Annotated in this window: 11 protein-coding genes; 9 read left to right on the top strand and 2 right to left on the bottom strand. The window is 73.9% G+C overall.

All coding sequences use genetic code 11. The annotated features are described in order from the left end of the window. Window position 1 precedes the first annotated feature (1 nt). From B0I28_RS09905 to B0I28_RS09920, 4 genes are all read left to right on the top strand, one after another. Window positions 2-847, top strand: coding sequence for a hypothetical protein (locus B0I28_RS09905; RefSeq protein WP_106363660.1), 846 nt, complete (start codon window positions 2-4; stop codon window positions 845-847). A gap of 10 nt (window positions 848-857) precedes the next feature. Then, on the top strand, window positions 858-1412 hold the full coding sequence (locus B0I28_RS09910) for a hypothetical protein (protein WP_106363661.1): 555 nt from the start codon (window positions 858-860) through the stop codon (window positions 1410-1412). A 4-nt stretch (window positions 1413-1416) separates the two neighbouring features. Further along, complete coding sequence (locus tag B0I28_RS09915; protein ID WP_106363662.1) at window positions 1417-1950, top strand: SUKH-4 family immunity protein; 534 nt, start codon at window positions 1417-1419, stop codon at window positions 1948-1950. A gap of 150 nt (window positions 1951-2100) precedes the next feature. Beyond that, window positions 2101-3300, top strand: a complete 1200-nt coding sequence (locus B0I28_RS09920; protein ID WP_106363663.1) for an MFS transporter — start codon at window positions 2101-2103, stop codon at window positions 3298-3300. 56 nt (window positions 3301-3356) lie between these two features. On the opposite strand, the gene B0I28_RS09925 is transcribed toward B0I28_RS09920, so the two are convergent. Further along, on the bottom strand, window positions 3357-4574 hold the full coding sequence (locus B0I28_RS09925) for an MFS transporter (protein WP_219926676.1): 1218 nt from the start codon (window positions 4572-4574) through the stop codon (window positions 3357-3359). A 63-nt stretch (window positions 4575-4637) separates the two neighbouring features. Here B0I28_RS09925 and B0I28_RS09930 point away from each other — a divergent pair, with 63 nt between their 5' ends. The 4 genes from B0I28_RS09930 to B0I28_RS09945 all read left to right on the top strand — a co-directional run bounded on the left by B0I28_RS09930 (window position 4638) and on the right by B0I28_RS09945 (window position 9186). Next, window positions 4638-5000, top strand: coding sequence for a MerR family transcriptional regulator (locus B0I28_RS09930; RefSeq protein ID WP_106363665.1), 363 nt, complete (start codon window positions 4638-4640; stop codon window positions 4998-5000). Between the two features lie 108 nt (window positions 5001-5108). Then, window positions 5109-5891 carry an SDR family oxidoreductase gene (locus B0I28_RS09935; RefSeq protein WP_106363666.1) on the top strand — a complete coding sequence of 261 codons (783 nt, stop codon included), beginning with the start codon at window positions 5109-5111 and terminating at the stop codon, window positions 5889-5891. A gap of 36 nt (window positions 5892-5927) precedes the next feature. Then, window positions 5928-7259 (top strand): MFS transporter, encoded by a 1332-nt coding sequence (locus B0I28_RS09940; protein WP_106363667.1) that lies wholly within the window; start codon window positions 5928-5930, stop codon window positions 7257-7259. 34 nt (window positions 7260-7293) lie between these two features. Continuing rightward, window positions 7294-9186 (top strand): helix-turn-helix domain-containing protein, encoded by a 1893-nt coding sequence (locus B0I28_RS09945; RefSeq protein ID WP_219926677.1) that lies wholly within the window; start codon window positions 7294-7296, stop codon window positions 9184-9186. Here B0I28_RS09945 and B0I28_RS09950 read toward each other — a convergent pair whose 3' ends face one another. Next, complete coding sequence (locus B0I28_RS09950) at window positions 9187-10353, bottom strand: acetyl-CoA C-acyltransferase (RefSeq protein ID WP_106363669.1); 1167 nt, start codon at window positions 10351-10353, stop codon at window positions 9187-9189. It lies immediately after the preceding gene. Between the two features lie 141 nt (window positions 10354-10494). Between B0I28_RS09950 and B0I28_RS09955 the strand changes: the two genes are divergently transcribed. Then, the gene (locus tag B0I28_RS09955) at window positions 10495-12399 is read left to right on the top strand and encodes an acetoacetate--CoA ligase (RefSeq protein WP_106363670.1); all 1905 of its coding nucleotides are present in this window, start codon (window positions 10495-10497) and stop codon (window positions 12397-12399) included. Window positions 12400-12429 lie beyond the last annotated feature (30 nt).

A 12429-nucleotide genomic window follows, 5' to 3' on the forward strand; every position in this document is an offset into this window, starting at 1 on the left:
CATGCGCCGACTGATCCTCCTCGCCTTCGTCCTCGCGCTGGGACTGCATAAGAAGACCCGCGCGCCGCACGTGAACACACCGCACGGCGCCAACGGGAAGCGCCCCAAAGGCGGCGGCGCGGACGCCGAGGGCAAGCGCCGCAAGGGATCGGGGGCCGACACCGATCCGGCCCGGCGCAGCCGCCACGCGACGGGCGCCACGGTGCGGGCGCGGCAGGCGAGCCTGAAGAAGGTCGCCACCGGGACCACGGCGCGGCCGAAGGCGCCGGGCGCGCCGAAGGGCCCCGACCGGCTCCCGGCGGGCCGGACCCGCAAGGACGCCAAGGGGAAGGACATCACGCTCGACCCGGACCGCGTGAAGCGGGCGCCGACCTACACGCGCGGGTTCGCCCAGGACCTCCCCAAGCCCGTGAAGGACCCGAAGACCGGGAAGTGGACGGTCACCCTGCGCATGCACGAGGGCTGGGACCGCTCGGACTTCGAGGCGAAGGCCAACCACCTGAAGAACCTCGGCGACGAGGGGAAGCTCGTCAAGACCCCCGACACGGCCGACCTGCGCTCGGACAAGACCGACGCGTGGCGCGCCGCCAAGGAGCGGGAGGCGTTCGAGCAGGCCACCGACCAGGCCGACCTGGACCGGCGGCTCGCCGAGCTCGACGGGCAGCAGGTCGACCACGCGCAGGACCTCCAGCTCGGCGGCAAGGACAGCCCGGACAACATGTGGGCCATCGACTCGGCGACCAACCACGGCATGGGCGGGCAGCTCCGGCAGCAGCTCGCGCAGGTGCCGAACGGCGAGCCGGTCCAGATCAACATCGTCCACGACAAGTACAGTCCCAAGCCGTGAGGAGGGTCCGATGGGTCATCTGGAGTCGATGCGGGCGAAGATCGACGGGCTGCGCGAACGCGGCGCCGACGCGGAGCTGGCGCGCCGCTGGGAGGACGACGCGGGCCGGTACAACGCGCCGCCGCTGCGGCTCGGCGAACCCGTCGCGCTCGCGGGCGCGTACCCGGGAGGCCTCGCGGACCTGTACCTGGCGGCGGGCCCGGCCCGGTTCGGGGAGATCCTGCTCCTGCCGGAGGCCGCGTTCGGCCCGATGGACGCGATCGACGCGTACGGGGAGCCGATCGACGGCCGCAGGCGCCTGCGGATCGGGGACGTCGGCGAGGACGCGGTACTCCTCGACCTGGACTCGGGGGCCGTGATCGTCTACTGGTTCAACTACTTCGAGCGCGGCTGGGACTCCGGGGTGCTCGTCGAGTGCGGGTCGGCGGCGGAGTTCGCCGACACCGTGGCGATGGGCCCGGGGTACGCCGGGCTGCACGGCCCGAAGGAGCGGCAGCGCACCGCGTGGTGGGACGAGGACCCGTGGTTCGCGTACCTGCGCGAGACCGGCCTCGCCGGGGAGTAGCGGCATGCGCGACCAGCGGGAGTACGTGCGGGTCTGGGGCGCGGACAACGTGGTCCGGTTCCCGCGGAGCCGGTGGATGCGCGAGTTCGCCGCGCCCGCCGCGTCCTATCCGGACACCGACCTGATCCCGGTGAACATGTCCGCGGTGTTCACCTCGTTCCTGACGGGCCGGTTCGGGCTGTTCGACGACATGGACCTGCGGCGCGGCTCGGGCGGCACGATGCAGGTGGTGGTCGTGGGCGCGGCGCCCGCCGACCCGGAGGCGACCCTGTTCTGCTTCGACACCGCGACCGGCCGGATCGTCATGCTCGGCGTCAAGGACGGCACGCTCGAACTCGTCAACGCCAGTTTCAAGGCCCTGAGCGAGTTCCTGTTCCGGTTCGCGCAGTTCGTGGACGAGGACACCGGCCGCGCGGGCCGCGCCCGCCGCGCTGCGGTCCTCCGCAGCAAGCTCTCCCGCGTCGACCCCGACGCGTTCGCCGACCCCGGGTCGTGGTGGTCGGCGACGTTCACGCAGCTGGAGTACCGCACGCACTGAGGCCGTTCCGGGCCCCGGGAAACGGCTCGATGTCCGGCGGCCGCGAGGAGTAGGCTTCCGACGGCCTCGCCGGCGCCTCACGGCAGGGCCGGTTCCCCCTGCCCGCAGCGCTGCCGCCCCGCGCAGCCCCCCCGCGAACGAGGTGCCCCCGTGCCCGGACCGTCTTCGTCCACTTCGGCCTTCGGCGACCGGAGGTCGACGGCGGCGCTCATCGCGCTCGCCGTCGCGGCGTTCTGCTACGTCACCGTCGAGACGGCGCCCGTCGGGCTCCTCGGCGAGGTCGCCGCCGACCTGGACGTGTCGCTCTCCCAGGTCGGCCTGCTCGTCACCGGGTACAGCGTCACCGTCGCGGTCGTCACGCTCCCGCTGGTGAAGCTCGTGGCGCGCGTCCCGCGGCGACCGCTGCTGCTGACGCTCATGGCCGTCATGGTCGTCGCCACCGCCGCTTCCGCCGCCGCCACCGAGTACGGGATGCTGTTCGCGGCCCGGGTCGCGACGGCCCTCGCTCAGGCCGTGTTCTGGGGCGTCGTCGGACCCGTCGCCGCCGGGATGTTCCCCGCGCACGTCCGCGGCCGCGTCCTCGCCGTCGTCTACACCGGCGGCTCAATCGGCCCGATGCTCGGCGTGCCCGCCGCGACCTGGCTCGGCCAGCGCGCCGGATGGCAGGCCGCGTTCCTCGCGCTCGCGGCCACGGGCCTGGTCGCCCTCGCGGTCCTGTTCGCGGCGCTCCCCGCGAAGCCGACCCGCAACGAGCACGCCGGGCGCGGCACGGTTCCGGACGCCAAGCGGTTCGCGCTGGTCCTGGCGACGACGGTGCTGTCGGTGGCGGGGTTCTTCGCGGTCTACACGTACACCTCGGAGGTCATCACCGCGGTCGCGGGCATGGCGCCGGCGATGCTCGGGCCGCTGCTGCTGGTGCGGGGCATCGCGGACTTCGGGGGCATCGCGGCGGGCGGGGTGCTCTCGGACCGGTCCCAGCGGCTCGCGGTGGTGCTGCCGCTGGTGCTGCTGACGGGGATCTTCACGGCGATGTGGGTGTTCGGGGCGAGCCCGCTGGTGACCGGGGGCGCGATCGTGCTGACGGGCGTGTCGATGGGGATGTTCAGCCCGGCGCTCCAGAACCGGGTCATGGAGTTCGCGCCGGGGAGCACCGACACCGCCTCGGCGGCGAACTCGGTGGCGTTCAACGTGGGGATCGCCCTCGGGTCCTCGCTCGGGGGCCTGACGCTCGCGCACGCCGGGGCCGGGGCCGTCGCCCTGACCGGGGCGGTGTTCGCCGCCGCGGCGGTGGCGACGGGGCTGGCGACGACCGAGCCCGCGCGGGAGCGGGCCGCGGTCGGGTCGCCCTGAGAGGTGCTGCTAGCGAGCGCGCCCCGCGCGTCCGCTTGCGGCGAAGGCCGGGCTCGTCATGGCATGGCCGCCTTCGCCTCGGAAACGGAGCGGTCCGGTTCCGGGGCGGCGCGGAGCGCGAGGCCGGTCATGATGAGGCCGAGCACGGCGAAGGCGGCGCCGCCGAACCCGCCCCAGCGCAGCAGCCCGGCAGCGACCCCGAGTCCGCCGACGGCCGAGCCGATCGCATTGGCCAGGTTGAACGCGCCCACATTGACCGCCAGGGACAGCGTCGGCGCCGCCCCGGCGTGGCGGAGCACGAGCGACTGCAAAGGGGCGATCGTCGCGGTCGAGAGCAGCCCGAGGAGCAGCACGATCGCGACCATCGGGATCGCATACCCGGCCAGCAGGGGAAACGCGGCCAAGGTGGCGATGAGGGCGGTGAACACCCCGACGAGGGTGCCGCCGAGCGAGATGTCGGTCAGGCGGCCGGCGACGAGGTTCCCGGCGAACCCGCCGACGCCGTAGGCCAGCAGCAGGGCGGGGAGGACCCCCGCGTCCATCCCGGTCACTTCGGACAATAGGGACACGAGGTAGGTGAAGACGACGCTGACCCCGGCGAACCCGATCACCGTCGTGGCGACCGCCAGCAGCACCGGCTTGCGCAGCAGCGTGCGGATCTCGTCCCCCACGCCGGTGGCCGGGGCCGGGGTGCGGGGCATCGACCAGGCCAGCAGGCCGACCCCGGCGACGGCCGTGACCGCGACGACGACGAACGGGATCCGCCAGTTCGTGGTCCCGCCCAGCAGGGCGCCGAGCGGCACGCCGAGAACGGTGGCGACGGTGAGGCCGGAACCGATGATCGCGATCGCCCGTCCCTGCCGCGCCGCCCCCATGAGCCCCGTCGCCGTGGTCAGGCCGATCGCGAACAGGGTCGCCTGGCTGCTCGCCGAGACGACCCGGCCCGCGATCACCCAGGCGTAGGTCGGGGCGAGCACCGTCACGACGGTGCCCGCGATGAACACGGCGCCGAGCCCCAGGGCGAGCCCTTTGCGGGGCAGCCGGGCGGTGGCGACGGTGACGATCGGCCCGCCGACCGCGACGCCGAGCGCATAGGCGGTCACCGCCTGCCCGGCGGCGGCGACGCTGACCGAGACGTCGTCGGCGAGTTGCGGGAGGACGCCTGCGACGAGGTATTCGGCCGTGCCGGTGCAGAACACCAGCAGCACGAACCCGGCCAGCACGAGGCCCGGCCGCAGCCGGGCGGAAGTTGCGGAGGACTGTTCGAGTATCACCCTGCTAGGCTCGACGTTCACATCGATGAGAAGGCAACTCGCACGATGAGAGGCGTCCATCACATGCGCATTTCGGAGGTCACCGAACGCACCGGCATCCCGGCCCGGCTGCTGCGCTACTACGAGGAGCAGGACCTCCTGGTGCCCGGCCGCAACGCCTCGGGCTACCGCGACTACACCGACCAGGACGTCGAGGTCGCACGACGCATTCGGCAGCTCCTCGACGCCGGACTCGGCACCGCCGCGATCCGCACGGTCCTGCCGTGCCTCACCGAGCACGCGGGCCGTCTGACCCCGACCTGCACCGACACCATCGAGGACCTCGAACGGGAACAGGTCCGCATCGAAGCGTCGATCGCAGCGCTCACGGCATCGCGCGACGCGATCGGCAGCGTCATCGACGCGGGGCGCGCCGGCTCCGCATAGCGGCCTTGCCGTGCCGGCCGCGGTGTCGGCGGACCACACGGGTCGGGGCGGAATTGTGGGGGCAATCGACATGGTCCCGGGGCCGCTGCGTCCATAGCATTTACCGGCATGAATACCGTAACACCCGTTGGGGAAGGCCCGGCCGCGGGCGCGAGTCCGGTCTTGAGTGGACGGACGGCGCTGGTGACCGGGGCCGGGTCGGGGATCGGGCGGGCCTGCGCGGCCGCGCTCGCCGCGGCCGGGGCCGCGGTGCACGCCGTGGACCGCGACGCCGAGGCCGTGCACGCCGTCGCCGCGGCGGTCGGCGGGACCGCGCACGTCGCCGACCTGGCCGACCCCGGGGCGGTCGCCGCGCTGCCGCGCGCCGTGGACGTCCTGGTCAACAACGCCGGGTTCCAGCACGTCGCCCCGCTCGCGGCGTTCCCGCTCGACCGGTTCGACCTCATGCAGCGCGTCATGGTGACCGCGCCGCTCCAGCTCATGCAGCAGAGCCTGCCGCACATGCAGAAGCGGGGCTGGGGCCGGATCGTCAACGTCTCCAGCGTCCACGGCCTGCGCGCCAGCGCGAACAAGGCCGGGTACGTAGCGGCCAAGCACGCCCTGGAGGGCCTGAGCAAGGTCGCCGCGATCGAGGGCGCGCCCCACGGGGTCACCAGCAACTGCGTCAACCCCGGCTACGTGCGCACCCCGCTGGTGGAGCGCCAGCTCGACGACCTCGCGGCCGCGGGCGCCGAGGACCCGCTCGCGACCGTGCTCCTCGACCGGACCCCCGTGAAGCGCCTGCTGGAGCCCGGAGAGGTCGCGGCCGCGGTGCTGTGGCTGTGCGGCCCCGGCTCGGGCTTCGTCACCGGGTCCTCCCTCACGCTCGACGGCGGCTGGACCGCCACCTAGCCCCGACATGTCCCCTCTAGAGAACAGGCACCGCCCATGACCGACCCAGCCCTCACCGCAACACCTGTCAAGCGCCGCAGCGGCATCGGCCGCATCGTCACCGCCAGCCTGGTCGGCACCACCGTCGAGTGGTACGACTTCTTCCTGTACGGCTCGGCCGCCGCGCTGGTGTTCAACACCGCGTTCTTCCCCACCCACGACCCGCTGACGGGCACGCTCATCGCGTTCGCCAGCTACGCCATCGGGTTCCTCGCCCGGCCGCTCGGCGGCCTCGTCTTCGGCCACTACGGCGACCGCTTGGGCCGCAAGAAGCTCCTCGTGCTCAGCCTGCTGCTCATGGGCGGCGCGACGTTCGCGATGGGCCTGCTGCCCGTCTACGCGCAGATCGGCGTCGCCGCGCCGATCCTCCTGACGCTGCTGCGGCTGGTCCAGGGCTTCGCGCTGGGCGGCGAGTGGGGCGGGGCGGTCCTCATCGTCTCCGAGCACGGCGGCGCGCGGCACCGCGGGTTCTGGGCGTCGTGGCCGCAGGCCGGGGCACCCGGCGGGAACCTGCTCGCCACCGGCGTGCTGGCGTTCCTGGCGGTCGTCCAGTCCGAGGAGGCGTTCCTCGACTGGGGCTGGCGGGTCCCGTTCCTGCTCTCGGGGGTCCTGGTCGTCATCGGCCTGTGGATCCGCATCTCCGTGTCGGAGTCCCCGGTGTTCCTCCAAGCCCAGGCCGAGCGGGCCGCGAGCGGCGTCAAGGAGAAGCCGCCGATCGTGGAGGTGTTCCGCACGGGCTGGCGCGAGGTGCTCGGCGCGATCGGGCTGCGCTTCGGCGAGAACGTCTCGTACTACATCCTCACCGCGTTCGTGCTCGTGTACGTCACGGTGCAGCTGGAGCTGTCGCGCAGCCTCGCGCTGAACGCGGTGCTCATCGGGTCGGCGATCCACTTCGTGACGATCCCGCTGTGGGGCGCCCTGTCGGACCGGATCGGGCGGCGCGCGGTGACGCTCGTCGGCGCGGCCGGGATGGCCGTGTGGGCGTTCGTGTTCTTCGGGCTGGTCGACTCCGGCGAGTTCGGGGTCGTGACGCTGTCGGTGACGGTGGGCCTGCTGTTCCACGGCGCGATGTACGGCCCGCAGGCGGCGTTCGTGTCGGAGCTGTTCGACACGAAGGTCCGCTACTCGGGCGCGGCGATCGGGTCGCAGCTCGCGTCGATCGTGGCCGGGGCGCTGGCGCCGATCATCGCGGTGAAGCTGCTGAGCGAGTACGGCTCGTCGACGCCGGTGTCGGCGTACCTGTGCGCGGCGGCGGTGGTCACCGCGATCACGGCGGCCGTCGTCCGCGAGACGCGGGGACGCGATCTGACCAGGGGCATCAGGGACTAGGCTTCCCCCGTCCCCCGATCTGAGAGAGGCTCCCGTGTCCGAAGGCGTCGACCCCGCGGCGGCCGCGCTGCTGCGGCTGATCGGGCTCATCGGCGCGGACGTCTCGGACGACGAGCTCGCGGCCCCGGCCCGGGACCTGAAGCGGTCCCGGGCCTCGGCCGCCGCGGTCGCGGCCGTGGAGGAGGCGACGGAGTCGGTGCGGCGCGTCCGCGGGACGCTCGCGCAGCGCCGCCGCCGCGAGGCCGAGCTGGCGGCCCTGTTCGACACGGCCGGGGACCTCGCGGCGCTGCGGAACCTCGACTCGGTGCTGCGGGCGATCGTCCACCGGGCCCGGACCCTGCTGGCCGCGGACCTGTCGTACATCGCGCTGCGGGACCCGGAGGCGGGCGACACGTACATGCGGGTCACCGACGGGTCGGTGTCGGCGAAGTTCCAGCAGCTGCGCCTCGGCATGGGCGAGGGCCTCGGGGGCCTGGTCGCGGAGACCGCGCTGCCGTACGCGAGCACCGACTACCGGGTGGACTCGCGGTTCAACCACACCGACCGGATCGACACGGCCGTCACCGAGGAGGGCGTCCACGGGATCGTCGGCGTGCCGATGCGGGTGGGCGAGCAGGTCATCGGGGTGCTGTTCGCCGCGGACCGGGAGCCGCGCGGGTTCGCGCCCGACGACGTGGCGATGCTCGTGTCGCTGGCGAACCACGCGGCCGTGGCGATCGAGAGCGTCCGGCAGCTGGAGGAGGCCCGGCAGGCCCTGCGCGAGCGGAGCCGGGCCGCGGAGACCTCGGCGCGGCTGAACGGGGCGCTGCGGCGGGCCGCCGACGCGCACGACCGGCTCACGGGCCTGGTGCTCTCCGGTGGGGACGTCGGCGACCTCGCGTCGCAGACCGCGGAGCTGTTCGCGGGCCCGATCGGGATCTACGACGCCGAGGGGACGGAGTTGGCGCGGGCCGGGGACGGCGCGGTGCGGTTCGTCGCCGAGGGCGTGGACGGCTCGCAGGCGTCGCGCAGCGCCGTGCTCGCGGAGGGCCTGTGGGTGTGCGCGGTCATGGCGGGCCCGGAACCGCTGGGCTCCATCGTGCTCGGCGGGCGCGCGGACCTCGCGGAGGCCGACCGGCAGCTGTTCGAGCGGGCCTCGCTGGTAACGGCGCTGCTGCTGCTCCTGCGCCGGTCCGTCGCGGACGCCGAGGACCTGGTGCGCGGGGAGCTGCTGGACGACCTGCTCACGGACGCGGGCAGGCGGCGCTCCGGCGGGTCGAGCCTGCGGCTGCGCGCCGGGAAGCTCGGGATCGACCTGGCCCGCCCGCACGCGGTGTTCGTCCTCGACGGCGCCGTGCAGCCGCGGCTCGCCTCGGAGGCGAAGCGGTTCGCGCGCGCCGAAGGCGGGCTCGCCGGGGGCCGGGACGGCCGCCCGGTGCTGCTGCTGCCGACCGACGACCCCGGGGAGCGGGCCGCGAAGCTCGCCGCCGGTCTGGCGCGGAGCGCGGGCCAGCGCGTCACCGTCGGCGCGTCGGGAGGCGTCGAGGACTTGGAGCGGCTGCCGGAGGCGTACGCCGAGGCCGTGCGGTGCACCGAGGCGATGCTGACGCTGGGGCGGCGCGGCGAGGGCGCGTGCATGGAGCAGCTCGGGTTCATCGGGGTGCTGCTGGGCGAGGCCGGCACCGGCGCGTTCGTGGAGCGGACCATCGGTCCGCTCCTGGACTACGACCGCAGGCGCGGCACCGACCTCGTGGGGACCCTGGAGGCGTACTTCGCCGCGGGCGGGCACCTCGCGAAGACCAAGGCGGCGTTGAACGTCCACGTCAACACCGTGTCGCAAAGGCTCGACCGGGTCGCGGCGGTCCTGGGGCGGGACTGGAACTCCCCCGCCAGGTCGCTGGAGGTGCAGCTCGCGCTGCGGGTCCACCGGCTGTCCGGTCCGCGCTGACTACCTGCGGCGCAGCACGACCGCGTCCCCTTGACCGCCGCCGCCGCAGAGCCCGGCCGCGCCGACCGCGCCGCTGGGGAGCTGGCGCGAGAGGGTCTGCACGAGGCGGGCGCCTGAGGCGCCGAGCGGGTGGCCGAGGGCGATGGCGCCGCCGTCGCGGTTGACGCGCTCGGGGTCGATCCCCAGTTCGCTGATGGAGGCGAGGGCCACGGCCGCGAACGCCTCGTTGATCTCGACGGCTTCGAAGTCGGTCACGGCGGTCCCGGCCTGCGCGGCGGCGGCCTGGATCGCGTGCGAGGGTTGGAGGAGCAGCGAGTTGTCGGGGCCCGCGACGGTGGCGTAGGCGAGGATCTCGGACTCCCAGTCGAGGCCGAGGCGCTCGGCGTTGGCGCGGGTGGTGAGGACGAGCGCGACGGCGCCGTCGTTCATCGGGGAGGAGTTCCCGGCGGTCAGGGACCCGTCGGGGGTGAACGCGGGACGGAGCGCGGCGAGGCCGTCGAGGGTGGTCTGCGGTCGCGGGCCCTCGTCGGCGTCCACGATCGCTTTGCCGGTGTCGACCGGGGTGATCTCGGCGGCGCGGGCGTCGGCGCCCTTGGCGGCCTTCTGCTGCGAGGCGAGCGCGAACGCGTCCTGGTCGGCGCGGGCCAGGCCGAGGCGCTGGGCGTGGCGCTCGGTGGACTCGCCCATGGAGACGCCGTCGTAGGCGTCGGTGAGGCCGTCGAACGCGGTGTGGTCGAGCATGGTCACGTCGCCGTACTTGAAGCCGCGGCGCGAGCCGGGGAGCAGGTGCGGGGCGCGGGTCATGGACTCCATGCCGCCCGCGACGACGAATTCGCATGCGCCCGTGCGCAGGAGCGCGTCGGCGAGGCCGACGGCGGCCATGCCGGAGAGGCAGACCTTGTTGACCGACAGGCTCGGCACGTGCATGGGGATGCCCGCGGCGACGGCGGCCTGGCGGGCGGGGTTCTGGCCGCACCCGGCGGGCAGGACGTGGCCGAGGATGACTTGGCCGATGCGGGAGGGGTCGACGCCCGCGCGTTCGAGGGCGGCGCGGATCGCGGCGCCGGCCAGCGCGGTGGCGGGGACGTCGGCGAGGCTCCCGCCGAAGCGCCCGATCGGGGTGCGTGCGGCGGCGAGGATGACGGTGGATTCGTGGTGGATACCCATGGGCCGATCCTAGGGGCCCGGGGCCGCCGGGTCCATGGTTCCGGCGCCCATGCGGACGGGCGGCGGTATGTGGTCCGGCCCCACTGCCGTCGAGGCGTGCGTCGGGCAGACTGGCTCAGGCGCAGATTCGAGGAGGAACGTGTGACCGGCGAGGTGCTGTGGCGGCCCGGGACTGAGGGGACCGCGAACATCGAGGTGTTCGGGAAGTGGCTGTCCGGGCGGGCGGGCACCGACCTGACCGCGTACGGCGACCTGTGGCGGTGCTCGGTGGAGCGGCCGGGCCTGTTCTGGGGCGGGGTGTGGGAGCACTTCGGGCTCGGCGGGCCGGTCGCGGAGGACCGGGTGCTCGCCTCGGCCGGGATGCCGGGCGCGGTGTGGTTCCCCGACGAGCGGCTGAACTACGCGCAGGCGGTGCTCGCGGCGCCGGGGATGGGTGCGGACGATGTCGCGGTGACGGCGTACTCGGACACGCGCGGGCCGGTCGAATGGACGCTCGCCGAGCTGCGGTCGGCGGTCGCGCGGCTGCGCGCGGGCCTGGTCGCGGCGGGGGTCGGGCGCGGGGACCGGGTGGCGGCGTGGATGCCGAACGTGCCCGAGACGTACGCGCTCATGCTCGCTTCCGCGTCGATCGGCGCGGTGTTCTCCTCGTGCGCGCCGGAGTTCGGGGCGCGGGCGGTCGTGGACCGGCTCAAGCAGGTCGAGCCGAAGATCCTGTTCGTCACCGACGGATACCGCTACGGCGCCAAGACGATCCGCAGGGACCAGGAGATCGCGCAGGTCGTGGCGGCGCTGGCTCCGGAGCGGCTCGTCACGTTCTCCTATCTGGACGAAGGATTCGGCACCGGCGAGCGGTGGGAGGACTTCGGCGGCGACGGCGATCTGGCGTTCGAGCAGGTGCCGTTCTCACATCCGTTGTACATCCTGTACTCGTCGGGGACCACGGGCCTGCCGAAGGCGATCGTCCACGGCCACGGCGGGATCGCGCTCGAACACGCGAAGATGCACGGCCTGCACCACGACCTCGGGCCCGGCGACCGGTTCTTCTGGTACTCCACGACCGGGTGGATGATGTGGAACTACCTGGCGTCGGCGCCGCTCGTGGGCGCCGGGGTGGTCCTGTTCGACGGGGCACCGGACCCGGAGGGCCTGTGGCGGCTCGCGGAGCAGTCCGGGGCGACGTACTTCGGGACGAGCGCGCCGTTCCTCATGGCCTGCCGCGACCGCGGCGTCGTCCCCAAGGAGGTCGCGGACCTGTCGCGGCTCAAGGGGATCGGCTCGACAGGGGCGCCGCTCCCGGCGGCCGGGTTCGACTACGTGGTCGAGGCGGTCAGCGCGACCGCGCAGCTCCAGTCGCTATCGGGCGGCACGGACCTGTGCACCGGGTTCGTCGGCGGCGCGCCGAACGTGCCGGTGTGGCGCGGCGAGCTGTCGTGCCGGTGCCTCGGCGCGGACGTGCAGTCCTTCGCGCCCGACGGGACGCCCGGGATCGGCCGCGAAGGCGAGCTGGTGATCGCCTCGCCGATGCCGTCGATGCCCGTGGGGCTGTGGGGGGACCGCGGCGACGAGCGGTACCGCGAGACGTACTTCGACCGGTACCCGGGCGTGTGGCGACACGGCGACTGGATCACGATCACCGAGCGCGGCTCGGCGGTCATCTCCGGGCGCTCCGACGCCACGCTGAACCGCGGCGGCGTGCGCATGGGGACCGCCGAGTTCTACGCCGTCGTGGAGGCCGTCCCCGGCGTCACCGACTCCCTTGTGGTGCACCTGGACGAGGCGGACCGGCTGCTCGTGTTCGTGGAGGCGAGCGTCGAGGTCGACGCGGACCTCAAGCGCGCCATCGCGACCGCGATCCGCACCGAGCTGTCGCCGCGGCACCTGCCCGACGAGGTGATCGCGGTCCCGAAGATCCCGCGCACCGTCACCGGCAAGAAGATCGAGGTGCCGGTGAAGCGGATCCTGCAAGGCGTGCCGGTCGACCAGGCCGTCGCACCGGGTGCGCTGGCCGATCCCAGTGCGCTGCAGGCGTTCGTACCCGAAAAGTGAGCGTCGACCGGCCGGGGTGATTGTCGGCCG

Origin of the sequence: Glycomyces artemisiae (genome assembly GCF_003002955.1) — a bacterium.
GTDB classification, from domain to species: domain Bacteria; phylum Actinomycetota; class Actinomycetes; order Mycobacteriales; family Micromonosporaceae; genus Glycomyces; species Glycomyces artemisiae.

Bases quoted from the DNA above. Each gene is read 5' to 3' on its own strand.
- B0I28_RS09905 (WP_106363660.1), top strand. From the start codon at position 2: ATGCGCCGACTGATCCTCCTCGCCTTCGTCCTCGCGCTGGGACTGCAT.
- B0I28_RS09910 (WP_106363661.1), top strand. From the start codon at position 858: ATGGGTCATCTGGAGTCGATGCGGGCGAAGATCGACGGGCTGCGCGAA.
- B0I28_RS09915 (WP_106363662.1), top strand. From the start codon at position 1,417: ATGCGCGACCAGCGGGAGTACGTGCGGGTCTGGGGCGCGGACAACGTG.
- B0I28_RS09930 (WP_106363665.1), top strand. From the start codon at position 4,638: ATGCGCATTTCGGAGGTCACCGAACGCACCGGCATCCCGGCCCGGCTG.
- B0I28_RS09935 (WP_106363666.1), top strand. From the start codon at position 5,109: ATGAATACCGTAACACCCGTTGGGGAAGGCCCGGCCGCGGGCGCGAGT.
- B0I28_RS09940 (WP_106363667.1), top strand. From the start codon at position 5,928: ATGACCGACCCAGCCCTCACCGCAACACCTGTCAAGCGCCGCAGCGGC.
- B0I28_RS09950 (WP_106363669.1), bottom strand. From the start codon at position 10,353: ATGGGTATCCACCACGAATCCACCGTCATCCTCGCCGCCGCACGCACC.